The sequence below is a fragment of the Streptomyces sp. NPDC127106 genome (assembly GCF_042677605.1).
GTDB lineage: Bacteria > Actinomycetota > Actinomycetes > Streptomycetales > Streptomycetaceae > Streptomyces.
Window position 1 is genome coordinate 141878 of the sequence record NZ_JBHXTC010000001.1, and the last position, 25016, is coordinate 166893.

The 25016-nt window shown below is 73.1% G+C and carries 17 protein-coding genes; 11 read left to right on the top strand and 6 right to left on the bottom strand.

The window, feature by feature from the left end:
* Positions 1-343 precede the first annotated feature (343 nt).
* The 3 genes from ACFVGY_RS00595 to ACFVGY_RS00605 all read left to right on the top strand — a co-directional run bounded on the left by ACFVGY_RS00595 (position 344) and on the right by ACFVGY_RS00605 (position 5939).
* The gene (locus ACFVGY_RS00595; protein WP_385668690.1) at positions 344-1705 is read left to right on the top strand and encodes a cytochrome P450; all 1362 of its coding nucleotides are present in this window, start codon (positions 344-346) and stop codon (positions 1703-1705) included.
* A gap of 80 nt (positions 1706-1785) precedes the next feature.
* Positions 1786-3678 (top strand): peroxidase family protein, encoded by a 1893-nt coding sequence (locus tag ACFVGY_RS00600; protein ID WP_385668692.1) that lies wholly within the window; start codon positions 1786-1788, stop codon positions 3676-3678.
* A 194-nt stretch (positions 3679-3872) separates the two neighbouring features.
* Positions 3873-5939 carry a SpoIIE family protein phosphatase gene (locus tag ACFVGY_RS00605; RefSeq protein WP_385668695.1) on the top strand — a complete coding sequence of 689 codons (2067 nt, stop codon included), beginning with the start codon at positions 3873-3875 and terminating at the stop codon, positions 5937-5939.
* A gap of 58 nt (positions 5940-5997) precedes the next feature.
* Here the strand turns inward: ACFVGY_RS00605 and ACFVGY_RS00610 are convergent, their stop codons facing one another.
* Positions 5998-7047: a lytic polysaccharide monooxygenase auxiliary activity family 9 protein gene (locus ACFVGY_RS00610; RefSeq protein ID WP_385668698.1), complete on the bottom strand. Its 1050-nt coding sequence runs from the start codon at positions 7045-7047 to the stop codon at positions 5998-6000.
* Between the two features lie 231 nt (positions 7048-7278).
* Between ACFVGY_RS00610 and ACFVGY_RS00615 the strand changes: the two genes are divergently transcribed.
* On the top strand, positions 7279-8754 hold the full coding sequence (locus ACFVGY_RS00615; RefSeq protein ID WP_385668701.1) for a DUF2079 domain-containing protein: 1476 nt from the start codon (positions 7279-7281) through the stop codon (positions 8752-8754).
* Between the two features lie 47 nt (positions 8755-8801).
* On the opposite strand, the gene ACFVGY_RS00620 is transcribed toward ACFVGY_RS00615, so the two are convergent.
* Positions 8802-9521, bottom strand: coding sequence for a TetR/AcrR family transcriptional regulator (locus ACFVGY_RS00620; protein WP_385668704.1), 720 nt, complete (start codon positions 9519-9521; stop codon positions 8802-8804).
* 110 nt (positions 9522-9631) lie between these two features.
* Between ACFVGY_RS00620 and ACFVGY_RS00625 the strand changes: the two genes are divergently transcribed.
* Together ACFVGY_RS00625 and ACFVGY_RS00630 are read left to right on the top strand one after the other, a co-directional pair.
* Positions 9632-10834 (top strand): FAD-dependent monooxygenase, encoded by a 1203-nt coding sequence (locus tag ACFVGY_RS00625; RefSeq protein WP_385668707.1) that lies wholly within the window; start codon positions 9632-9634, stop codon positions 10832-10834.
* A gap of 226 nt (positions 10835-11060) precedes the next feature.
* Positions 11061-12077, top strand: a complete 1017-nt coding sequence (locus tag ACFVGY_RS00630) for a hypothetical protein (protein ID WP_385668710.1) — start codon at positions 11061-11063, stop codon at positions 12075-12077.
* On the opposite strand, the gene ACFVGY_RS00635 is transcribed toward ACFVGY_RS00630, so the two are convergent.
* The 4 genes from ACFVGY_RS00635 to ACFVGY_RS00650 are packed head-to-tail and all read right to left on the bottom strand — an operon-like array spanning position 12062 to position 16597.
* On the bottom strand, positions 12062-14452 hold the full coding sequence (locus tag ACFVGY_RS00635; protein WP_385668713.1) for an ATP-binding cassette domain-containing protein: 2391 nt from the start codon (positions 14450-14452) through the stop codon (positions 12062-12064). The two genes, ACFVGY_RS00630 and ACFVGY_RS00635, sit on opposite strands and share 16 nt — an antisense overlap.
* A gap of 47 nt (positions 14453-14499) precedes the next feature.
* Positions 14500-14910: a VOC family protein gene (locus tag ACFVGY_RS00640; RefSeq protein ID WP_385668715.1), complete on the bottom strand. Its 411-nt coding sequence runs from the start codon at positions 14908-14910 to the stop codon at positions 14500-14502.
* Positions 14911-14915: 5 nt separating this feature from the next.
* Positions 14916-15371: a helix-turn-helix transcriptional regulator gene (locus ACFVGY_RS00645; RefSeq protein ID WP_385668718.1), complete on the bottom strand. Its 456-nt coding sequence runs from the start codon at positions 15369-15371 to the stop codon at positions 14916-14918.
* A complete protein-coding gene (locus tag ACFVGY_RS00650) occupies positions 15368-16597 on the bottom strand; it encodes a PP2C family protein-serine/threonine phosphatase (protein WP_385668721.1) in 1230 nt (409 codons plus the stop codon). The genes ACFVGY_RS00645 and ACFVGY_RS00650 overlap by 4 nt, the downstream gene beginning before the upstream one ends.
* Before the next feature lie 285 nt (positions 16598-16882).
* On the opposite strand from ACFVGY_RS00650, the gene ACFVGY_RS00655 reads away from it, so the two are divergent.
* The 5 genes from ACFVGY_RS00655 (at position 16883) to ACFVGY_RS00675 (ending at position 25005) form a co-directional block, all read left to right on the top strand.
* Positions 16883-17881: a cyclase family protein gene (locus ACFVGY_RS00655; RefSeq protein WP_385668724.1), complete on the top strand. Its 999-nt coding sequence runs from the start codon at positions 16883-16885 to the stop codon at positions 17879-17881.
* Between the two features lie 145 nt (positions 17882-18026).
* The gene (locus ACFVGY_RS00660) at positions 18027-20903 is read left to right on the top strand and encodes a SpoIIE family protein phosphatase (protein ID WP_385668727.1); all 2877 of its coding nucleotides are present in this window, start codon (positions 18027-18029) and stop codon (positions 20901-20903) included.
* 185 nt (positions 20904-21088) lie between these two features.
* A complete protein-coding gene (locus tag ACFVGY_RS00665; protein WP_385668729.1) occupies positions 21089-22747 on the top strand; it encodes a sugar ABC transporter ATP-binding protein in 1659 nt (552 codons plus the stop codon).
* A complete protein-coding gene (locus tag ACFVGY_RS00670; protein WP_385668732.1) occupies positions 22744-23790 on the top strand; it encodes an ABC transporter permease in 1047 nt (348 codons plus the stop codon). The genes ACFVGY_RS00665 and ACFVGY_RS00670 overlap by 4 nt, the downstream gene beginning before the upstream one ends.
* Before the next feature lie 42 nt (positions 23791-23832).
* Positions 23833-25005 (top strand): substrate-binding domain-containing protein, encoded by a 1173-nt coding sequence (locus ACFVGY_RS00675; protein WP_385668735.1) that lies wholly within the window; start codon positions 23833-23835, stop codon positions 25003-25005.
* The last annotated feature ends 11 nt before the right edge of the window (positions 25006-25016 follow it).

Genomic DNA, 25016 nt, shown 5'->3' on the forward strand with positions numbered 1-25016 from the left:
CACGATTTCCCTGCTGGGTGGGGGGTGGGTTTTTTTTTGGGGCGGGGGGGGGGGCCCGGCGGCCCCCCCCCCCCCCCCCCCCCGGGGGGGGCGGGGGGCCCCCCCCCCCCCCCCCCGCACGGGTACTGCGCGTGCACCGCAAACGTGTACGCAACGTGAGGAGCGCCTGGTGCCGCCTCCGGTCGGCTGGCGCGGGTAAACCCCGTCTCCCTCAGGTGGGGCATGCAGAATCGATTAGCTGCATGGCGTTCGGGAGGGCGGGCACGCCCGTCGCTTACCGTGACCGGGCAGTGCTGCACAGCTGCCCCGGCCAACGTCAGACCTTCCGAAAGGTGATCGAGGCATGAGCCAGTCCACCCGGGCCGCCGGCCGCGGACTCGACGCCGGCACCGCCGCGCCGGCCGTCGCCGGGGTCGCCGAGAACCTCCGCTTCCTCGCCACCCACACCCTGCCCGCCTTCGTCCGCGGGTTCGTCAACACCCGTCCCACCGTGGTCAAGGTCTATGCCACCGTCGGCCAGCCCGCCTGGTCCGCGGCCACCCTGCGCGCGCTGCGCGCCCGCCACGGCGGGGCGCCCGTCCTGCTCAAGGGCATGTCCGGGCCCATGCTGGTCCTCCTCGACGAGCCCGAACTCCGCCGGTTCTACGCCGAACCCGTCCGTACGCTGGCCATGGACTCCCCCGACAAGACCGCCGGCCTGGCGATCCTGGAGCCCACCGGGGTCATCTGCTCGCACGGCGAACTCCGCGAACAGCGACGGACGATCAACGACGAGGTCGTGGCCGCCGCCGAGCCCGTGCACCCCTGCGGCCAGGAGTACCTCGCCGTGGTCGCGGACGAGGCCAGGCGGCTCACCGCCCGCAGCGTCCTCGACACGCCGACGCTCGAACGCGCGATGCAGCGGGCGACCCGCCGGATCGTCCTGGGCGAGGCGGCCGCCGACGACCGGCAGCTCACCCAGTGGCTGTTCACCCTGCGCAACGAGGGCAACTGGATGGGCAAGCGCAGGAAGCAGGCCCTGGCGGCGCGGAGGCTGTACGCCGAGGCCAACGCGCGGATCGCGGCGTACGCCGCCAGCGCACCCGCGCACGCCCTGGCCGCCCGGGCCCTGACCCACCCGGACCCGGACGGCAGCCTCGACCCGATCGGCCAGACCCACCACTGGCTGCTCGCCCTCGACGCGCTCGGGCCGGTCGCCGCCCGCGCCCTGCTGCTCATCGCCACCCACCCGGCCGAGCAGGACGCCGTCTTCGCCGAGGCGTCCACCGGCACCGGTCCGCTCCTGCCCCGCCTACAGGCCTGCGTCCGGGAGTCCCTGCGACTGTTCCCGCTGGTACCGGACCTGGTACGGGTCACCCGGGCCCCCACCACCTGGCGCGGCGTGTCCTACCCTGCGGGCACGTCCGTCCTGGTGCCCGCCCTGTTCCACAACCGCGATCCGTACCGGGTCTCCGCGCCCGACGCATTCGTGCCCGGCCGCTGGCTGCCCCCCGGCGCGACCGGGATCCTGCAGTTCGCGCCGTTCAGCCACGGCGGAGGCCGCTGCCCCGGGGAGAACCTGGGGCTGCTGCTCACCACCGCCCTGTGCGCCGAGCTCCTGCGCGCCCACCGCCTCACCGGGGCCCGGCCCGCGCTACCGTCCTCGGGGCCGCTGCCGCTGATCGTGGACACCGCCGGTATCCGGCTGGGCCTCGTACCCCGCTGACCTCCCGACGTCACCCGCTCCTTCCCGCTCTTCGACCGCCGAGCCGGAGACCGCCGGCCGGCCGAGACCACGAGGCCCCGATGACCGACACCTCCCCCACCGCCCGCACCGCCGACCCCTCAGCCGAGACACCGCCGCAGCCCGGCAGCTGGGTGACCGCGCCCTACGGGCCCGCCGGTCTGCTGGAGCGCCTCGGCTCGGCCGCCTTCGCCGGGATCAACTCCCACTGGGAGTGGCACGAACTCCCGCTGCCGCTGGCCCTGCTGAACCTGCGGACCCTCCGCGAGGACCTGCGCCGCAAGAACCTGTACGACACCTTCGGCGCGGGCGGCGAGCGCCCCCGCCGGGCCACCACCCGGCTCCTGCCCTACCGTTCGTACGACGGCTCCGGCTACGACCCGTACGACGAGGACATGGGCCGGGTCGGCACCCGGCTCGACCGCAACGCCCCGCTGGAGATGTCCTACCCGGAGTCGGACGCGGAGCTGATGACCCCCAGCCCCCGGGAGATCAGCCGTCAGCTGCTGGCCCGCCGCTCCTTCGTGCCGGCCACCACGCTGAACCTGCTCGCCGCGGCCTGGATCCAGTTCCAGATGCACGGCTGGGCCAACCACGGCGACAACACCTCCGAGGAACCCTTCACCGTTCCCCTGGCCCCGGACGACGACTGGGAGGCGCACGGCGGCACCTGCCCCATGCGGATCAACCGCACCCAGCCCGACCGCGTGGCGCACACCACCCCGGACGCCCCGCCCACGTACGAGAACACGGTCACCCACTGGTGGGACGGCTCCCAGCTGTACGGCAGCGACGAGGAGCGCTGCCGCTCGCTGCGCACCGGGGAGCACGGCAAGCTCACCCTCGGCGAGGACGGCCGGCTGCCCGCCGACCCCAGGCCGGGCCGGGACTGCCTGGACTGGACCGGGATGAACCACGACTGGTGGGCGGGCCTGTCGCTGCTGCACCACCTGTTCACCAAGGAGCACAACGCGATCTGCGACATGGTCCGCTCCCACCACCCCACCTGGGACGACGAGCGGATCTTCCAGATCGCGCGGCTGGTCAACTCCGCCCTCATCGCGAAGATCCACACGGTGGAGTGGACGCCCGGCATCCTGGACACGCCCGCGCTGCACTACGCGATGAACGCCAACTGGTACGGGATGCTGCCCCGCTGGGTGAGCAAGCGGTTCGGCCGGATCGGCTCGGGCGAGATGCTGAGCGGTATCCTCGGCTCGCCCACCGAACACCACGCCGCCCCGTACTCGATGACGGAGGAGTTCGTCTCCGCGTACCGGCTGCACCCGCTCATCCCCGACGAGCTCGCCGTCCACGACCACCGCGGCGGCCGGCTGCGCCGCACCATCGGCTTCGACGAGATGCAGGGCCGCGACACCCGCAAGGCCGTCGACGAGTTCGGGATGAGCGACCTCCTCTACACCTTCGGCACCTCCCACCCCGGCGCCCTGGTCCTGCACAACCACCCCGACGCGCTGCGCAACCTGGTCCGGCTGTCCGGCGAGCACATGGACCTCGGTACCGTGGACATCCTGCGCGACCGCGAGCGCGGGATCCCCCGCTACAACGCGTACCGGCAGATGCTGCGCAAGCGGCCGGTCGCCTCCTTCGAAGAGCTGACGGGCGGCCACCCGGACGACACGCCGCTGATCAGGGACCTGTACGAGGGCCGGCTCGACAGGGTCGACACCCTCGTCGGCAATCTGGTGGAGCCGCGGCCCGAGGGCTTCGGCTTCAGCGACTCCCTCTTCCGGATCTTCATCCTGATGGCCAGCCGGCGGCTCAAGAGCGACCGCTTCTTCACCACCGACTACCGGCCGGAGGTGTACACCGCCGAAGGCCTGGAATGGATCGACCGGAACGGCATGTCGAGCGTGCTGCTGCGGCACCACCCCGAACTGGCCCCCGCCCTGGACGGCGTCGCCAACGCCTTCGGCCCCTGGAAGACCGTGTAGGACGCCCCCGACCGGCCACCGCAACCCCGCCCGGCCGCCCCACCCGACCCGGTGCCGACCGCACCCGACCCGGTGCCGACCGCGCCCGTCCGGTCACCGTGCGTACGGGCGCCCGGTGGGCCGTGCGGGGCGGGCGGGGGGACCATGGGGGTGTTGGAGGATCGTCGTCCGGATCCGATCCGGGTGGGTGGGCTATGCGTGAGCAGACCTCGATAGAGGAGCTGATCAGCGGCGCCGCACAGGATGCCGGCGGGTGGCTGGGCGCCCTGCCCGTGGCCCAGGTGGCCACGGGCTCCGACGGTCGGATCGTCCGCTGGAACCATGCCGCCCAGGAACTCCTGGGATACCCGCCACCCCAGGTGCTGGGGCGGCACATCGCCGACCTGCTCCACCCGGGCGCCGACCGCAGCCTCGGACGGGCCCTGTGGGAGACCGCCGCCACGGGGCGCGGGGTGATGGGCACGGTGACCGCCTGGCACCGCGACGGGCATCCGCTGGAGCTGGAGATCTGGGCCTGCCCGGTCCCCGACCGGAAGGGCTCGGCCTCGGCGGTGCTGGTGTTCGCCGCCGAGGCGCACGCCGCACGCCGCGTCCGCGGGTCGTCGGCGGTGTGGGAGGGGCTGTTCGCCCGGTCGCCGGTGGGGATCGGCATCCTCGACACCCAGTTGCGCTTCCTGCAGGTCAACCCGGCCCTGGAGCGGATGAACGGCCTGCCGGAGTCCTCCCACGTCGGGCGGCGGCTGGCCGAGGTGCTGCCCGAGGTGAACGCCGCCGAGATGGAGGAGGCGATGCAGGAGGTCCTGGACACCGGCGAGCCGCTCCTGGACCGGCGGCGCAGGGGGCGTACGCCGGCGGACCCGGGCCAGGACCGGGTGTGGTCGTGCTCCTACGTCCGTGTCGAGGACCCGATGGACCGGCCGATCGGTGTGATCGCCACGCTGGTGGACGTCACGGAGCAGCAGCGCGACCACACCGCCGCCGAGGTGGGCCGGCGCCGGCTCGCCCTGCTCAGCGAGGCCAGCGTACGCATGGGGGCCAGTTTGGAGCTGGAGCGGACCGCGCAGGAGCTCGCCGACCTCGCCGTGCCGCACCTCGCCGACGTGGTCACCGTCGACGTCCTGGAGACGCTGGCCCGCGGGGGCGAGCCGGGTCTGGGCCTGACGGCGGGTGTGGAGCTGCGGCGCCTGGGCAAGTCCCCGCTGACCGGCCGGGCCCTCGGGGATGTCCTCGCCCCGATCGGCCGGACCCTCGTCTTCCCGCCCGGCGCCCCGTACACGCAGGCCCTCAGCATCCGCCAGCCGTACGTCCTCGCCCGCTTCGACCAGCGGGCCGTCGCCCTCGCCGCCCGCCGCACCGACAAGCCCGCGCAGTTGCTCAAGGCGGGCGTGCACTCGTTCATGATGGTCCCCCTCGTCGCCCGCGACCTGGTCCTGGGGGTGGCCACCCTGTACCGGATGCGGCCGATCGGCCCGGTCGGGGCCGAGGACGTGGTCCTCGCCGGCGAGCTCGCCGCCCGCGCCGCCATCAGCATCGACAACGCCCGTCTCTACCAGCACGAGCACGATACCGCGGTGCTGCTCCAGCGCAGCATGCTCCCGCAGCACATCGCCTCGCCCACCGGCATCGAGGTGGCCCACCGCTACCTGCCGGCCAGCGACATCAACGAGGTGGGCGGCGACTGGTACGACGTCCTCCAGCTCCCCGACGGCAGGGCGGCACTGCTGATCGGCGACGTCATGGGGCACGGCATGGCCGCGGCCGCGGTGATGGGCCGCCTGTCCGCCAGTGTCCGGGCGCTGGGGCGCCTCGACCTGCCGCCGACGGACATGCTGCACCAGCTGGAGGCGGCACTCGCCGACCTCGCGGAACCGATGCTCGCCACCTTCCTCTACGTCACCTGCGACCCGCGCACCGGCGAATGCACCGTCACCCGCGCCGGACACCCCCCGCCGGTCGCGGTCCAACCGGACGGCACCAGCTGGGTCGTCAGCACGCCGCCCGGCGTGCCGTTGGGCGTCGGCGGGATCGAGTTCACCACGACCCCCCTGCCCCTGCAACCGGGCTCCCTGCTGGTCCTGTACACGGACGGGCTCATCGAAGCCCGGGGCACCGACATCGACGACCGGCTCGGGGAACTCATCCGGCTGCTCGCCGAACCCAAGCGCCCCCTGGACCACCTGTGCGACACCCTCGTCACGGGTCTGGTCCCCGCGTCCGCGGACGACGACATCGCCATCCTCATCGCCCGTATCGGCGGATGACCGATGGCGCCCCCGGCGGCCCCCGGGGAAGGGGGCCGCGGTCGCGCCCGGCGGCGGCCTAGACGAAGTCGACGTCGCAGACGCTGACGAAGAACTCGCCCTTGTATTCGGGGCCGGCGTCACCGCCGCCCCAGATGTTGACGATGGCGTGTCGTCCCCGGCGGGGCGGCACGGCTTCGGTGGTGTACTGCAGCTCCTGGTCGCCGTGCGTGCCGCTGCCGTGGGTCTCGACCATGAAGGGGATCGGTTCCAGCGCCTCCCAGGAGACGCCCTGCGCCGGATCCCAGCCGTCCTTGGTGATGAACCACTGGTGCGTCCACTTCGGGCCCAGGTGGTTCTGGGTGTAGCGGTAGGTGAAGGTGTGCGCTCGCACCTCGGCCTGCATCGTGGTGGCCGGCCAGTCGCCGAACCCGTTCGCGCTGGGCAGGTCCAGGCCTCTGAAGGCGGGGTTCGCCGCCGACGCCACGTCCGCGCCGCGGAAGAACTTCCGGTACTCCAGGTAGCCGCGCGCCTCGTTCCACGGCGGGTTGGCGGCCGTGTCGGGCGGGACGACCTCCTGCCAGGTGGTGGAGGTGTTCAGGCGGCGGGCCTCCTGGCAGATCGGTGCGTCGTCGCCGTCGCGGATGGCGCGGATCGCCCGGCTGACCGGGAACTGCTGGCTCCCGTGCCGCACTTCGACGCGCTGCTGCTCTTCGGCGGCTCTCATGGGGACGGGCACGCTGTAGGGCTGGGAGTTGGACGTGTCCACGCTGATCTCGTCCGTGAACGGTCCCCAGCTGCCGTCGGCGTTCCGGGCGCGGATCTTCACACGGTACTCCCGGGCCGGGGTCTCCCCCAGGCACACCCAGTGCCGGTTCGCCGACTGCCAGTGCGGGTACCAGGCGGCCCAGTACAGGTCCGCCGTCTGTGCCACCCGGCCGTCGAGCCACACCTCGTAGTGGTGGGGGTAGGCGGGGCGTCCGCCGTTCCAGTCCGGCGGCTCGGTGGTGCCCTGGTCGGCGGAGTTCGCGCCGATCCGCCAGGTGAGGGAGATGCCTTCCAGCTTGACGTCGCCGTCATCGCGGTACGTCGCCGTCGCGCGCAGGTCTTCGGGGTGGGGCTGCTGCACCGTACTGACTCCTCGGGTCGTGGCGGAGGGGAGGCGGGGGGACGGCCTCCGAGCCGGGCCGGTCGAACCGGCCAGCTCCCGAACGCATACCCTCCGTAGCGATTGACTACACAGGGTGAACGAGTGCTTTCGTGGCGCGGTTCCCCGCGCTCCGACCGAACGGGGAACGAGGGTGGTTTGATGCTGATTCAGGGGTTTCGTATCGGTTTGATTGATCTTGGGGACGCACCTGTGCTGCGAAAGCTGAAGCGGGCCTCGGGCGCAGCTGCGGGGGCGGCGGCAGGAGCCGTCCGGGAGCCGACGGCGCGGGGACGCCGGCAGCCGCCCGGGCCGACGCTGCCGTGGGGGCTGGCCGCGGGGTTCTTCGTCGTCTACGCGGCGCTGTCGCTGAGCTTGCACCGGCGGATGTTGACCTACGGCTACGACCTCGGGATCTTCGAGCAGGCCGTGCGCTCCTACGCGGCCGGCGACCTCCCCGTGTCCGCCCTGAAGGGGCCCGGTTTCCGGCTGCTGGGTGACCACTTCTCCCCGGTCCTCGCCACCCTCGCCCCGTTCTACCGGCTCTTCCCCACCCCCCTGACGCTGCTGGTGGCGCAGGCGGCCCTGCTCGCCGTGTCCGTGGTGCCGCTCAGCCGCTGGGCCCACGAGGCGTACGGCAGGGCCGCCGCGCTGGTGGTCGGCCTGGGATACGGGGCGTCCTGGGGCATTGCCGCGGCCGTCGAGTTCGACTTCCACGAGATCTGCTTCGCCGTCCCGCTCCTCGCCTTCTCGGTCACCGCCCTGGGCCGCGAACGGTGGCGCGCGGCGGCCGCATGGTCCCTGCCGCTGCTGCTGGTGAAGGAGGACCTCGGGGCGACCGTCGCCGTGATCGGCGCCTACATCGCCTGGCGGGGACCCCGGCGCCTGGGCCTCGCCACCGCGGTCGCCGGGACCGCGGGCACCCTGCTGGAGGTCCTGGTCATCATCCCGGCGTTCAACCCCGCGCACACGTACGCCTACACGGGCGTCCTGACCGGGGAGGGAGGACGGGGCGGAATCCTGACGCGCCTCCTGCACCTGCCCCTCGACCTGATCACGCCGCAGCCCAAGGCCACCACGGTGGTGCTGCTGCTGGCCCCGGTGGCGTTCATGGCGCTGCGCTCACCGCTGATCGTCCTGGCCCTGCCCACGCTGGCCTGGCGCTTCCTGTCCGACACCCCCGCCTACTGGGGCACCGTGTACCACTACAGCGCCGTGCTGATGCCGATCGTCTTCGGCGCCTTCGTCCACTGCCTGGGCCTGTGGGCTCCCGGCGGTTCGGCGCACGACCGCCGCACCGTGCGGGCCGCACTCACCAGCAGCGCCGCCATGACCCTCCTGCTGCTCCCCCAGTTCCCGCTGGCCCGACTCGCCGACCGGGCGACCTGGCAGACGCCGCCGCGCGCCGCCGCGGCACACCGCCTGATGGACCGGATTCCCGACGGCGCGACCGTCTCCGCGTCGAACCGCCTGGTCCCCCAGCTCACCAGCCGGTGCACGGTCACCCTGTTCGGCTTCCCCGGCATCCCGCTCACCGCCGAATGGATCATCGCCGACGCCCGGGACCCCATGGGCTTCCCCCTGTCGGCCGAGGACGAGGCCCGCGCGCTCGGGGACGCCCGCGCGGCGGGCTGGCACACGGTCGCCGAGGACGACGGATACGTCCTGCTGCGCCACCCGCCCGCCTGAGACCACCGGACGCGACACCGCCGGGCACACCCGGGTCCCGAACCCCGTCACCGGGCGCCGCGCTGGTCGACGAGCGCGGCCAGGCCGTCCAGGATGCGTTGCAGGCCGAACTCCCACGCCTGGTCCTGCCCGTTGGACTCGGCCGCTGAGGCGAGGGCTGCCGTGACCGCGGGAAAGCGGTCGCCGTGCGCCTGCATCAGTTCACCGAGGAGGGCGCCCAGCTGGGCCTCGGGGTTGCCCGCGGGACCCGCGGCCCGGGCCTGCTGGGTGAGGGTGCGCAGGTGACCGGCCAGCAGGACGGCGGCGTCCATCCGTTCGGCGCCGTTCAGCCCCGTACCGTCCAGCGCGGCAACGGCCCGCTCCAGCCAGGACAGCTCCGCGGGCCCCATGACCCGCGGCCCGACGGTGGCCTCCAGGACCCAGGGGTGCCGGGCGAAGCCCTCGGCCAGCCGGTGGGCCCATTCCTCCAGTTGCCCGCGCCAGCCGCCGGACGGCACCTCCGGCACGGGGCAGGGTCCGATCGCGGTGTCGGCCATCAACGCGACCAGCTCGGCCTTGCCCGGCACGTACCGGTACAGCGCCATCTTCGTCACGCCGAGGTGCGCGGCGACCCGCTGCATGGACACCTCGGCGAGGCCTTCCGCGTCGGCGAGCTCGATGCCGGCCCGCGCGATGCGCTCCAGGTCGAGCGTCGGCCTGGGGCCCCGCGCGCGCTTGGGGTGCGGGCCCCACAGCAGCCGCACCAGTTCGGCGTGCTCACCGTCCATGCCTGCCACCCCTCTCCTCTGCCCCGGCACTTGCCGAACCAACTGCGTCTACGGTACACAGTCATCATCCGTGTCCATCGGACACAGTTTTGGAGCGGAGAAGACCGATCGTGAAGAAGACCTCGAACAAGACCGTCCTCATCTCCGGCGCGAGCATCGCCGGCCCGGCCCTCGCCTACTGGCTGGGACGCCACGGCTTCGAGCCCACCGTCGTCGAACTCGCCCCGGCCCTGCGCCCGGGCGGCCAGGCCGTCGACTTCCGCGGCGCGGCACACCTCACCGTGCTGGAACGAATGGGCCTGCTGGCCGAGTTGCGCCGCATCCAGACCGGCGGCAGCCCGATGCGCTTCGTCGACGAGCGCGGCCGAACGCTGCTGCGGCTGCCCGCCGAGTTCGCCGGCGGTGAGCTGGAGGTGCTCCGCGGAGACCTGGCCCATGCGCTGTACGAGCACAGCCTCCCCCGCGCCGAGTACGTCTTCGGCGACTCGATCACCCGCCTCACCGAGACCGCCTCCGGCGTGCGCGTCGACTTCCGCAGCGGGGCCTCGCGCGAGTTCGACCTGGTCGTCGGGGCGGACGGGCTGCACTCCAACGTCCGCCGCCTCGCCTTCGGGCCGGAGAAGGACTACGTGAGCCACCTCGGCTACTACGCCGCGACCTGGCAGCTCCCCCACCACCCGGGAACGGCGAAGGGCTCGGTCGGGTACAACGTGCCCGGGCGGCTCGCCTCCGTCGGCGCCGACCACCGGGACCCGGCCCGGGCAGGGGCCTTCTTCGTCTTCGCCGCACCCGAACTGTCGTACGACCGCCACGATCCCGCAGAGCAGAAGCGGCTGGTCGAGAACGCGTTCTCCGGCCTCGGCTGGGAGGTGCCCCGCCTGCTCGACTCACTGCGCCAGGCCCCCGACCTCTACTTCGACTCCATCAGCCGGGCGGACGTGGACACCTGGTCCGCGGGGCGCGTGTGCCTCCTCGGCGACGCGGCCTGCGGGGCCACCATCGGCGGCATGGGCACCGGAACCGCGGTGGTCGCCGCGTACGTACTGGCCACCGAACTCGCGCGGGCCCGGGACGACCACCGGGCAGCCTTCACCCGGTACGAGACCAGGATCCGGCCGTACGCCGAGCGCTGTCAGGCCGGGGGCGACCGCACCGGGAAGTTCCTCGCCCCCGGCACCGCGACCGGCATACGGCTGCGCAACACCCTGCTGTCCCGGCCGCTGCTGATGAAGTGGATGCTGAGGATGGGCGAGCGCGTCAGCACGGTGGACCTGCCGGACCATCCCGCCGAGCGCAGCGGCGCCGACCAGTGACCGCCACGGCCTCCACCGCGGGCCCCGTCCGTTGGCCTCGGCGAGCATCCGCGGGCGCGCACCTGGTGCCGCGGGCGGCGATCCGGGCACACGCGCCTCGCTCGGGGAGCAGGACCTTCGTGCTGACGAGCCTGCCGGCCGCGCCCGACCCGCTGATGGCCTCGCTGCGCGGGGGCTCTACGAGTTCGGGTACCGCTGCGTCGAGCGGGGTATTGCCTTTCTCGCCGTGCCCGCGCTGCGCGAGGCCCTCCGGCTGGCGCCCGGGGCGCTGCCCGTGCTGCAGGAGCTCGTTGCCGCGTTCGAGGCCGAGGACCGCCACACCGAGGCCGCGGAAACGCTCCTGCGCCACGAGGACCTGCTGGAGCCCTGGCCCGGCAGCTACCTCCTGGCGTACAACTCCCTGCTCGCCGGCGACCTCGCCACGGCCCGCGACCGGACCGCCCGACTGCCCGAGCCCGCCGACTCCGACTGGGACTGGGCGCACGGCCGGCTTCGCCGGATGCTCCGCCGGGCCGAAGCGGCCGCCGGGGCGACGCCGCTGGACCGCACCGATCTGCGCGGCTGGCAGTTCGCCCTCACCGGCACTCTGCTCGGCACCCTCTCCCCGTACGGCTTCGACGTCATGGCCGGCCGTTACGGCTACCTCGCCGACACCCATTCCGGCTGCCACCGCGGCCTCGACCGCCTCGCGATCGCCCTCGACGCCGCGGGGCGCCGTCCCACCGCCGTGAGCGCGCTGCCCGGCCGCTCCGACCGGATCGTCGCGCTGGCCGCCGCCGAACTCCTCGGCCTGCCGGTGGAGCCGTACGCACCGGGACGCCCGGACACGCTCGTCGTGGCGTACGACCTGAGCGCGCACGAGCCCGAGGTGCTGGACGGGCTCCGCGAACGCACCCCCGGCCAGGTGCTGTACGAGCACGCCGCGAGCCCTCCAGCGCCAGTTCGGCTCGGAGCCGTGGGGCGAGCAGCTCCGCGTCGACGGCCGCGGGCCGGCCGACACCCGGCCCGAGGCGGACATCGCCCGGGACATCGTGACCGCCGACCCGTCGGCCGACCCGGGCGACGGCGAGGGGCCGGCCGACGAGGACACGGCCTTCCGGGAGTTCGCCGCCGCCGTCGCCCCGCTCTGGCTGGACGGTCCCCGGACACCGGCCGGCTCCACGGGGCCGGTGTCCAGCGGTCGGTTCTGATCCCGCGGGGCTGCTCCCCCGGTTCTGATCCGTCGGGTCAGGGCGCCACGTAGGCCGCCAGGTGCTCGCCCGTGAGGGTGGAGCGGGTGGCGACCAGTTCGGCGGGGGTGCCCTGGAAGACGATCCGGCCGCCGTCGTGGCCCGCGCCGGGGCCGAGGTCGATGATCCAGTCGGCGTGGGCCATGACCGCCTGGTGGTGCTCGATGACGATCACCGACTTGCCGGAGTCCACCAGCCGGTCGAGCAGTCCGAGGAGCTGCTCGACGTCGGCGAGGTGCAGGCCGGTGGTCGGCTCGTCGAGGACGTAGACGCCGCCCTTGTCGGCCATGTGCGTGGCCAGCTTGAGGCGCTGCCGCTCGCCGCCCGAGAGGGTGGTGAGCGGCTGGCCGATGCCGAGGTAGCCGAGCCCGACGTCGGTGAGCCGCTGGAGGATCCGGTGCGCGGCCGGGGTGTGGGCCTCGCCGGCGGCGAAGAACTCCTCGGCGTCGGTCACCGACATCGCGAGCACCTCGCTGATGTCGCGGCCGCCGAGGCGGTACTCCAGCACCGCGGGCTGGAACCGCTTCCCGTCGCAGTCCTCGCAGGTGGTGGCCACTCCGGCCATCATCGCCAGGTCCGTGTAGATGACGCCGGCGCCGTTGCAGGTGGGGCAGGCGCCCTCGGAGTTGGCGCTGAACAGCGCCGGCTTGACCCCGTTGGCCTTGGCGAAGGCCTTGCGGATCGGGTCGAGCAGGCCGGTGTACGTGGCCGGGTTGCTGCGCCGGGAGCCGCGGATCGGGCTCTGGTCGACCGAGACCACGCCCTCGTCGGCCGGGATCGACCCGTGGACGAGGGAGCTCTTCCCGGAGCCGGCGACGCCGGTGATGACGGTGAGCACCCCGAGCGGGACGTCCACGTCGACCTCGCGCAGGTTGTTCGCCGTGGCGCCGCGGATCTCCAGCGTGCCGGTGGGCTCGCGGACCGTGTCCTTCAGGGCCGCCCGGTCGTCGAGGTGGCGGCCGGTGACGGTGCCGCTGCCCCGCAGCGCCTCGACGGTGCCTTCGAAGCAGACGGTGCCGCCTTCGGTGCCGGCGCCGGGGCCGAGGTCCACGACGTGGTCGGCGATCGCGATCGCCTCCGGCTTGTGCTCGACGACGAGCACCGTGTTGCCCTTGTCCCGCAGCCGCAGCAGCAGGTCGTTCATCCGCTGGATGTCGTGGGGGTGCAGGCCGATGGTGGGCTCGTCGAAGACGTACGTGACGTCGGTGAGCGAGGAGCCGAGGTGGCGGATCATCTTCACGCGCTGGGCCTCGCCGCCCGACAGCGAGCCGGCCGGCCGGTTGAGGGACAGGTAGCCCAGGCCGATCTCCGTGAACGAGTCGAGGGTGTGCTGCAGCGCGGTGAGCAGCGGGGCGACCGAGGGCTCCGTGAGGCCGCGGACCCATTCGGCCAGGTCCCGGATCTCCATCGTGCAGGCGTCGGCGATGCTGATCTTGCCGATCTTCGACGAGCGGGCGCCCTCGCTGAGCCGGGTGCCGTCGCAGTCGGGGCAGGTGGTGAAGGTGACCGCCCGCTCCACGAAGGCGCGGATGTGCGGCTGCATCGCCTCCTTGTCCTTGGACAGGAACGATTTTTGGATCTTGGGGATGAGTCCTTCGTAGGTGAGGTTGACGCCGTTGACCTTCACCTTGGTGGGCTCGCGGTAGAGGAAGTCCTGCATCTCCCTCTTCGTGAACCGGCGGATCGGCTTGTTCGGGTCGAGGAAGCCCGACTCGGCGTAGATCCCGACGGTCCACACGTTGTCCGACTTCCAGCCGGGGATGGTGAAGGCTCCCTCGGCGATCGACTTGGAGTCGTCGTACAGCTGGGTGAGGTCGATGTCGGAGACCGTGCCGCGCCCTTCGCAGCGCGTGCACATGCCACCAATGCGCTCGTAGGTCGCCTTCACGGTCTTGGTCTTGGCGGCGCCGCGGTCGACGGTGAGCCCGCCGCTCGCCCGGACCGAGGCGGTGTTGAACGAGTACGCGCTGGGCGGGCCGATGTGCGGCGTGCCGAGCCGACTGAAGAGGATGCGCAGCATCGCGTTGGCGTCGGTGGCGGTGCCGACGGTGGAGCGGGGGTCGCCGCCCATGCGTTGCTGGTCGACGGTGATCGCGGTGGTCAGGCCGTCGAGGACGTCGACCTCGGGCCGGGCCAGGGTGGGCATGAAGCCCTGGAGGAAGGCGCTGTAGGTCTCGTTGATCAGCCGCTGCGATTCGGCGGCGATGGTGTCGAAGACCAGCGAGCTCTTGCCGGAGCCGGAGACTCCGGTGAAGACCGTCAGCCGGCGCTTCGGGATCTCGATGCTGACGTCCTTGAGGTTGTTCTCGCGGGCGCCGACCACGCGGATCAGATCGTGGCTGTCGGCGGCGTGCTGCGCGGGCGGCTTCGGGTTCTTGCTCGTGGCCATGCTGTCGGTCGTCTCCATCTGTGGGGCCGGCCGGCCCGGTCGTACGGTCAGGCCAGTTCCTGGATGCGGATCATGTTGCCCGCGGGGTCGCGGAACGCGCAGTCGCGGATGCCGTACGGCTGGTCGGTGGGCTCCTGGACGACTTCGGCGCCGTCGGCGGCCAGCCGCTCGAAGGTGCCGTCGACGTCGGCGGTGGCCAGGAGGATGCCGGCGTAGGTGCCCTTGGCCATCATTTCCGTGATGGTGCGGCGCTCGTCGTCGGTGACGCCGGGGTCGGCGGCCGGCGGGTGCAGGACGATGGAGGTGCCCGGCTGGTCGGGGGGACCGACCGTGATCCAGCGCATCCCGCCGTAGCCGACGTCCTTGCGGACCTCGAAGCCGAGGGTGTCCCGGTAGAAGGTCAGGGAGGCCTCCGGGTCGTCGTGCGGGAGGAAGCTCGCGTGAATGCTGATGTCCATGACCGTCACGCTAGCCGCGGCCCGGTGCCCCGCGCTTCTCGATTCCTGATCGGTCTGGTGACCTGCTTCTCGACGCACGACGGGATGCCCTCCGTCGCGTCCGCCGCCTCGCGGCGGTAGGCGCTGGGCGGCATGCCGACCAGCTCGGTGAAGCGCGTGCTGAAGGTGCCCAGGGACGAGCAGCCGACGGCGAAGCACACCTCGGTGACGGTGAGGTCGCCGCGCCGCAGCAGGGCCATGGCGCGTTCGATGCGCCGCGTCATGAGGTAGCCGTACGGGGACTCGCCGTAGGCCCGCTTGAACGCGCGGCTGAGGTGCCCCGCCGACATGTGCACGCCGCGGGCGAGGGCCTCCACGTCCAGCGGCTGCGCGTACTCGCGGTCGATCCGGTCGCGGACCCGGCGCAGCAGGGCGAGGTCGCGCAGGTGCTGGGCAGCGGCTGCGTCGGATTTTCCGGTCACCCGGAAAATCGTGCCACACCGGCGTCCTCCCCGGCGGCGGTCTCCCGGGAGGCGGAGTCCTCGGCTGCCGCGGCCGTGCCCGCGGGGGGCTCCTCGTGGAGCCGTTCGACGAGGATGGCCGCGACGTCGTCCGCCAGGCAGCCCCGGGTGTGGCGGACCAGTCCCTCGTGGAGGCCCTCCAGGAACTCCTGCCCGGTGCGGTCGTGCATCGCTTCCATCGCCTCGGGCAGGGCGAAGAAGCAGTTGTCGCGGTCACGGGCTTCGATGACCCCGTCGGTGTGCAACAGCAGCCGGTCGCCCGGGGCGAAGGGATAGCTGTCGGCTTCGCCGGGCGGGTCGGTGATGAACTCCTCCAGGCCGAGCGGCGGCAGGGGGGAGGCGGGTGTCAGGGCGCTGACCTTGCCGTGGCTCAGCAGCAGCGGGGGCGGGTGGCCGCGGTTGACCACCTCGACGGCGGGCCCGTCCGGGACCTGGGCCACGACGGCGGTGACGAACCCCTCCAGGCCGCCGTCCCCGCCGTCCCCGCCGGACCCGCCCGCCACGGCGGCGTCGCGGCGCAGGGCCGCCCCGCAGTGGTTCATGACCTCCACGAGCTCGGCCTCGTAGTGCACGGCCTCCCGGAACGCGCCCAGGACGACGGCGGCTGCCCGTACGGCGGGCAGCCCCTTGCCCCGGACGTCCCCCACGATCATCCGGACCCCGTACCGGGTCTGGACGGCATCGTAGAGGTCGCCGCCGATCTGCGCCCCCTTCTCGGCCGCCAGGTAGAGGCTGGCCGTGCGGACGGGGCCCAGCCGGTCCGGCACGGGGCGCAGCAAGACCTCCTGCGCGGCGGCGGCGATCCGGCGGATCTGGTTGAGCTCGTTCTGCTGGCGCGTCCGCGCGGCACGGCTCGTGGTGAAGCCCGCGACCGACACGAGGAACAGGGCCAGAAAGTTGGTGTAGACCTGCTGGCTGCCCCAGGCCTGGTTGTGGGTGGCGGTGGTGACGCTCACCCCGACGGCCACCAGCACCGCGACGAGCGTGCCCGCAGGGCCCATGGTCACCGCGGCCAGGGCAGGCGTCGCGACGAGCATCGGGCCGGTGTAGATGAAGTGGAGGGGGGTGAGCTCGACGACGAGCACCAGGAGCGCGAGCACGAAGGGCACGCACTGCGCGAGCCCGAAGAACACCTGGTGTTGACCGCCGCCACCCCGTCCGGGAGGCAAGCGGAGGAGCGCCCTCATGGCTCAAGCCTGCCTCGCCCGAGCGGATCGCTGCCAGTCGCCAACCCTGACCGGCGCCGGTCCCGTGCGGTCCGGCGCGGTGCAGCTGGGAGGCAGGGACGACCGGGGCGGCAGGGACAGCAGGGAGGGTAGGGAGGGTAGGGACGACAGTGGTGACCGGGGAGCCTGGGGCGTAGAAACCGTGGGGGACGGGCATGGGCTTCTGTACGGGCGTCGGGGCGTCCGCCCCGGCTTCCGCTTTCCCGGGGGTCGTCTTCCGCACGCCGAGCGCTGGAGAGCAGGACGATGAACAGCAGACCCCCGGACGTACCGCCGCCCCCGACCCGGGCCCCGATCCCGGCTGTCGGCCCCGACCCCGGGCCCGATTCCGGCCCCCGGGTCTCCCGTCAGGAGTTCGACGCCCTGTTCGCCGCGGTGCGCACCTGGGGCCGCTGGGACGCGGCCGACCGCGGCGCCTGGAACAGGGTCACCCCGGACCACGTGCGGCGGGCCGCCGCCCTGGTCCGCTCCGGGAGGACGGTGCGCATGGGGTTGCCCTGGAACACCCGGCCGGAGCCCGACAACGACAAGCCCGCGCTGCACTACATGTCCGACCTCGGCGACGTGGAGCCGCCCGAGCCGGCGACGCACAAGGACTTCCTCGGCGTCGACTACCACGGCAAGGCCGTGAGCCACCTCGATGCGCTGTCGCACGTCGCCTACCGGGGGCTCCTCTACGGAGGGCGCCCGGCCCGGGAGGCCGTGGACGCCGGGGGCGCACGCTTCGGCTCGGTGGCCGCCCTCGGGCCCCTGGTCACCACGGGGGTACTGCTCGACCTGCCCGCGATCCTGGGGGTGGAGTGGCTGGAGCCCGGACGGGCGGTCCGGGCGCGGGACGTGCTCGCCGCGGAGGCGGCACTGGGCCTGCGGATCGACGACGGCTGTGCCGTACTGCTCCGCTGCGGCCGGTTCCGTCGCCGCCGGGAGCTCGGGCCGTGGGACGTCGGTGCCGCGAGCGCGGGCTTCCACGTGGACGCGGTACCGCTGCTGGCCGAGCGGGCCGTGAGCCTGCTGGGCGGCGACGGGGACAGCGACGTGCGGCCGTCGCCGGTCGAAGGCGTCCACTCCCCCGTCCACGCCCTCGCCGTGGCCGGGATGGGGGTGCCCCTGCTGGACAACCTGGATCTGGAAGCGCTCGCCGCGGCCTGCACCGAGGCGGGGCGCCACGAGTTCATGATCGTCGTGGCGCCGCTGAACGTGCCCGGCGGAACCGGGTCGCCCGTCGATCCGGTGGCGATCCTGTGACGCCACCGCGGCGGTACGTGACCCCGTCGCGGACCGGCCAGCCACCACTACATTCCGGGCGAATCCTCGGGAATATACTCAAAATGCACTAGCGCTTTGCAAGCATCCCGAACGCGCGGGAACCCGGCAAGGGGAAGTGATGCAGATGGGGGTCACGGGAGAGCAGATCGGCCCCGCACGCTCCCGTGAGCGATTCCTGCTGGGCGAGCCCGTCGAGGGCGGAGTCCGCAGCCCGATCCTGAGCTCGTGGGAGCGCTGCCGGCTGCTGGGGCTCTCGCCCGACCAGACCGAGCTCCCCTTCCGGGACGACTTCGATCCGGACAGCCGGCTCGTCCGTGCGGCCGCACCCGTGCTCGATCAGCTCGCCTCCCGGTTCGCCGGCAGCCGGATGAACGTCTGCCTCGCCGACGGGAACGGAACGGTGCTGCAGCGCCGCTTCGGGGAGCCCTCGCTGGCCCGGAGCCTGCCGCCCATCCAGACCGTGCCCGGTTTCGTCTTCGCCGAGCGCGTCGCGGGAACGAACGGCATCGGCCTCGCCCTCGCGGAGCGCCGGCTCGTCCAGGTCTACGGCGCCGAGCACTTCGCGGAGCGCTCCCAGGCGAACGCCTGCTCCGCCACCCCCATCCGCGACCAGCTCAGCGGCTGCGTCGTCGGGGTCCTCTGCTTCGGATACCCGCACTCCTACGAGGACCCGGCGCTGCCCGTCCTGGTCCGCCGGGCCGCAGAGACCATCGAGCGGCGCCTGATGGAGCAGAGCTCGGCGCGGGAGCGCGGGCTGCTGCGGACGTACCTCGACGCCCGGGAGCGCACCCGGACGGGGACGATCGGGAACGGCCAACCGGTCGGCCTGGACGAACTGCCCGCCGGCGCGCTCGACGCGCACGACCAGCTGATCCTCAAGGAGAAGGCCACCGAGCTGATCTCCTCGGCCCAGCGGGCCTCCCTGGAAGTACCCCTCCCCCACGGCCGCGGGGTCACCCTCTTCAGCAACCCGGTCACGAGCAGCTCCGGGGTGGAGGGCGTCGTCGTCGAGGCCGTCCTCTCCGGGGACGCCCTCCCCGTACACCACCTCGCCGCCGCCCCGCCGCACCCCGGACCGCTGAATCCCGCCGCACACCGGGCCGGCCCGCCGCCCGGCCCCCTCGCGCAGGCCGTCGCCCCCGCGGCGGCACCCGCCGCTGGCGCGGGTCCCGACGTCGCCGTACCCGGCCGCACCGGACTCCCCGGGCACGCCGGACCCGGCCGCGCCGGACGACCCGGGCACGCCGGACCCGGCCGCGCCGGACCCGGCAACGGTGGCGCGGTCCGGGGGCTGGTGCTCGTCGGCGAGCCGGAGGTGGGGAAGTACGCGGTCGCGGCACGCCGCCGACTGGAACTCCTGGCCGAGGCCAGCACCCGTATCGGCACCACCCTGGACGTGACCCGCACCGCGTGGGAGCTCGCCGAGATGGCGGTGCCGCGGCTGGCCGACCACGTCACCATCGAGGTACCCGAGGCCGTGCTGCGCGGCGACGAGTCCCTGGACCCCGCGGCCGACCTGCAGCGCCTGGTGGTGCACGGCATCCACGGCGACGCCCTCTTCGACCCGGTCGGCAAACGGCTCGACCTGCACCCCGGCACCCCCCACATGCAGTGCCTGGCGAGCGGTCAGCCGGTGCTGGAACGCGACCTCGCCTCCGCCGTCGGCTGGATCACCCAGAACCCCGCGCAGGCCCGGCGGATCCTCGCCCAGGAGGTGCACTCCCTCGTCTGCGTCCCGCTGCTCGCCCGCGGCCTGCTGCTCGGCATCGCCAGTTTCTACCGCTCGGCGGACACACCGCCGTTCGGCGACGACGACACCCGGCTGGCCCAGGAACTCGCCGCCCGCGCCGCCCTGTGCATCGACAACGCCCGCCGCTACACCCGCGAGCACAACCTGGCCCTGGCGCTCCAGCGCAGCCTGCTGCCGCGCGGACACCCCGAACAGAGCGCCGTCGAAGTCGCCCACCGCTACCTGCCCGCCGAGTCCGGGGTGGGCGGCGACTGGTTCGACGTCATCCCCCTGTCCGGCACCCGCGTCGCCCTGCTCGTCGGCGACGTCGTCGGACACGGCCTGCACGCCGCCGCCACGATGGGGCGGCTGCGCACCGCCGCACGCAACTTCGCCGAACTGGAACTCGCCCCCGACGAACTCCTCACCCACCTGGACAACCTCCTGGTCCGCCTCGACCGGGAGGAGGGCGGCGGGGACGAGCCGGACAGCACCGGCATCGCCGGGGCCACCTGCCTGTACGTCATCTACGACCCCACGACACGCGAGTGCACCATGGCCCGCGCCGGCCACCTCCCCCCGGCCCTGGTCCACCCGGACGGCACCGTCTCCTTCCCCGACCTGCCCGCCGGCCCCCCGCTCGGCCTCGGCGGACTGCCCTTCGAAACGGTCGGCATCACCCTCCCGGAGGACAGCACGCTGGTCCTGTACACCGACGGCCTCGTCGACGACCGCCACCGCGACATCGACGACGCCCTCGCCCAACTGCGCAGCGCACTGGCCCACTCCGGCCGGACGCCCGAGGACACCTGCCAGGCGGTCATCGACGCCGTGGCACCCGAGCACCCCGCCGACGACATCGCCCTGCTCGTCGCCCGCACCCACACCCTGCCCGCCGACCGGATCGCCTCCTGGGACCTGTCCGCCGACCCGTCCCGCGTCGGCGAGGTCCGCGCGGCCGCCACCCACACCCTGGCCGAGTGGGGGCTGGACGAGCTCGGGTTCGCCGCCGAGCTGATGCTCAGCGAGCTGGTCACCAACGCGGTCCGCTACGGCGGCGAGCCCATCCAGGTGCGCCTGATCCGCGACCGCACCCTGATCTGCGAGGTAGCCGACGGCAGCAGCACCGCCCCGCACCTGCGGCGGGCGGCCAGCACGGACGAGGGCGGGCGCGGCCTGTTCCTCGTCGCCCAGCTCTCCCAGGCCTGGGGCACCCGCTACACCGGCCACGGCAAGGTCATCTGGGCCGAATGCGCCCTGGACGCGGCATGACCCCCGTGCCGGGCCGCCCGCTCGACCACGGCCCACTCGACACGGCCCGGTTGACACGGCCCACTCGACCATTGGAGCCATAGATGATGAAGGTTTGCCCAATATTGCCCCATAGCTCCGATTAACATCCTCACCATCCCTTATCGATGAGGGAGGAACTTCCCAGGTCGGCCCCGGAGACGTCCGTGCATGACACTTCCGCCCCCTCGGCGAGTCCGCAGCGCCGCCCCGGCGCGGAACCGCTCGTCCGGATACGCGGTCTCGGCAAACGGTTCGGCGGCACGGTCGCACTGGACGGGGTCGGCCTCGACATCCACGGCGGCAGCGTCCTCGCCCTGCTCGGCCCCAACGGCGCCGGCAAGTCCACGCTGATCAAGGTGCTCGCCGGAGTCCACCACGCCGACGAGGGCGAGGTGACCGTCGCCGGGCACCCGCTCGGCTCCGAGGCGGCGGCCGCGAAGCTGTCCTTCATCCACCAGGACCTCGGCCTGGTGGCGTGGATGACGGTCGCCGAGAACATCGCCCTCGGCACCGGCTACCCGCGGCGCCGCGGCCTGATCTCCTGGCGGCGGACCCGGGAGCAGTGCGCCGAGGCGCTGGACACCGTCGCCGGACACCTGCACCCCGACACCCGGATCGCCGACCTCGCCCCCGCCGAACGCTCCCTGGTGGCGATCGCCCGCGCCCTGGCGAAGCAGGCCGAACTGTTCGTCCTCGACGAGCCGACCGCCACCCTCCCCGCCACGGACTGCACCCGGCTCTTCGACGTCCTGCACGCCCTGCGCGACCGGGGGCACGGCGTCCTCTACGTAAGCCACCGGCTCGACGAGGTGTATCAGGTCGCGGACACGTTCGCCGTCCTGCGCGACGGCCGCCTCGTCAGCCAGGGCCCCCTCGCCCCCTATCACCCCGCCCGCCTGGTGCAGGACATCACGGGCGGCGAGCCGGCCGGGCGGCGGCCCGCCGCAGGCTCCACCACAGCCACCGCCTCCTCCGCTTCTGCCGTCTCTGCCGTCTCTGCCGTCTCTGCCGTCTCGCCCACGCCTACCACCTCAACCGCCTCTACCGCCTCCCCCGTGTCCCCGGGCGGACCGCCCGTCCTCAGCCTCGATGGCGTGACCACCGACCGCACCGGGCCCGTCAGCCTGGACCTGCACGCCGGCGAGATCGTCGCCCTGGTGGGGTTGACCGGTGCCGGCCACATGCACCTGGGCCGCGCCCTCGCCGGCGCGCTGCCCGTACTCGGCGGGCGGGCGCTCCTCGACGGCCGTCCGTACCGCCCGCGCACGGTCGCCGCAGCCCTGCGCAGCGGTGTCGGGTTCGTCGGCGGCAACCGGCAGGAGGAGGGCTGCGCCGCCGAACTGACCGTACGGGAGAACCTCCTGGCCAACCCGCGGGCGGCCGGGGTGCCGGCGTGGCACTGGATGCGTCCGCGCCGGGAGCGCGCCGAGGCCGCCGCCCTAGTCGAGCGGTTCGCGGTCCACCCCCGCGACGGCGAGGCCGTGATCGCGACCCTGTCCGGCGGCAACCAGCAGAAGGTCGTCGTCGGCCGGTGGCTGACGGGGCGTCTGCGGCTACTGATCCTGGAGGAACCGACCGCGAGCGTGGACGTCGGAGCCAAGGCCGCGATCCACGGCCTCATCGACGACGCGCTCGCCGACGGCCTCGCGGTCCTGCTCATCTCCTCCGACGTCGAGGAGGTCGCCGGCCTCAGCCACCGCGCCCTGGTGTTCGTCCGCGGAGCGGTGGCGGCCGTTCTGAAGGGCGAGACCCTCAGCGTCCGGGAGCTCACCCGTACCGCCTCGGCCATGCCCGCGATCACCGGAAGTGCGACGAGCCGGTGAGCCGACCGCCTTCGCGCCGCTCCCTGCCGGGTTACCTGCGCGGGCACTTCATCGGCTCCTACGGCCTCCTGACCCTCACCGTCCTGCTCTTCCTCGTCTTCTCCCTCACCCTGCCGGACACCTTCCCGACGCTGGACAACGTCTCGGCGATCCTGTCCAACCAGTCGATCCCCGCCCTGCTCGCGCTCGGCGTGACGATCCCCATCGCCACCGGCAAGTTCGACCTGTCCATCGGCTACGGGCTGGGCCTCGCGCACGTCATGGTGATGTACCTGATCGTCGACGCGAGCTGGCCCTGGCCGCTCGCGTGCCTGACCGTCGTCCTCGGCGGGGGCCTGGTCGGCGCCCTCAACGGCGTCATCGTCGAGTTCGCCCGGATCGACTCGCTCATCGCCACGCTCGGCACCGGCAGCATCATGTACGCCATCAGCGGCTGGCTCACCGACGGCAGCCGGATCGTGCCCGGCCCGGACGGGCTTCCGCCCGCCTTCACCGGCCTATACGACTCCCGGTTCCTGGGCCTGCCGCTCCCCGCCTTCTACGTCCTCGCCGTCGTCGTGATCCTCTGGGTGCTGCTGGAGCGGCTGCCGTTCGGCCGGTACCTGTACGTCATCGGGTCCAACCCCCGCGCCGCAGGCATGCTCGGCATCCCCACGCGCGCGTACTGCGTCTACGCCTTCACCGGATCGGGCCTGGTCGTGGGCTTCGCCGGGGTGCTCCTCGCCGCGCAGCAGCAGATCGGCAGCCCGAGCGTCGGCCTGGACTACCTGCTGCCCGCCTTCGTCGGCGCACTGCTCGGCTCCACCACGATCAAGCCGGGCCGCGCGAATGCCGTGGGCACCCTCGTGGCCGTCACGCTGCTCGCCGTCGGCCTCGCCGGCATCCGGCAGTTCGGCGCCCAGTTCTGGGCCACACCGCTGTTCAACGGCGCCACCCTGCTCATCGCGGTCGGCCTGGCCGGCTACTCGTCCCGCAGGAGGCTGCGCACCGCTGCCGCACCGAGCCGCCCGGGCGGCCCCTCCAGTGAGCGGCGCAGTCAGTGAGCAGCGCAACCAGTGAGCAGCGCAACCAGTGACAGGAGCACCGTGTACCCGAACCGGAAGACCACCGTCGCGGCCGTCGCCCTGTGGACGGCGGCCCTCGGCCTCCTGGCGGGCTGCGGGAGCGGCCCGCCGGAATCGAACGCGACCGCGACCGCGAGCGGACGCGCGACGGCCTCCGGGCAGCCGGCCGACGGCTGCCCGGAGGCCCTGCAGAAGGCGAAGGCCGCCGTACGGGCGGCCGAGCGCACCGACACCGCCTGGACCGGACCTCGGAGCGGCCCCGAGGCCGTCCCCGGCAAGACCCTGGTCTACGTCGCCCAGACCATGACGAACCCGGGCGTCGCCGGTGTCGCGAAGGGGGTCAGGGAAGCCGCGGAGGCGATCGGCTGGAACGTCCGGATCATCGACGGGGAGGGCACCCCGGCCGGCATCCAGGCCGCGTTCAGCCAGGCGGTCACCCTCAAACCGTCGGGCATCGTCATCGGCGGCTTCGACCCCCGCCTCACCGCGCAGCAGGTGGCGCGGGCCGAGGAGGCGGGGATCCCGCTGATCGGCTGGCACGCGGTGAGCTCCCCCGGGCCCAGTACCAGCCCCAAGCTCTTCACCAACATCACCACGAAGGTGGAGGACGTGGCGGGGATCAGCGCCGACTGGGTGATCGCCCGGTCCGACGGCGACGCCGGCGTCGTGGTCTTCACCGACGACTCGATCCCGTTCGCGCGGAACAAGGCCGAACTCATCAAGCGGCAGCTCGCCACCTGCCCCGGCGTGAAGCTCCTCGCGTACGAGAACATCCCCATTCCGGACGCGAGTCAGCGCACCCCCCAGGAGATCTCCTCGTTGCTGTCCCGCTTCGCGAAGAAGTGGACGCACTCCGTCGCCATCAACGACCTCTACTTCGCGGATGCGGCCCCGGCCTTCCGCTCCGCCGGGAAGCCCGGGGCCGGGCCCCCGTTCAACATCGGCGCGGGCGACGGAGACCCCTCCGCCTTCCAACGCATCAACGGCGGCCAGCACCAGGCCGCCACCGTCCCCGAACCGCTCACCCAGCAGGGCTGGCAGATCGTCGACGAGTTCAACCGCGCCTTCGCCGGAAGCCCGCCCAGTGGCTACGTCGCCCCCGTCCACGTGGTCACGGCCGACAACAGCGGCGGCGGCACGTCCTGGGACCCCGAGGGCTACCGGGAGGCGTACGAGCAGATCTGGCGCGGGTGACACGCGCGGCG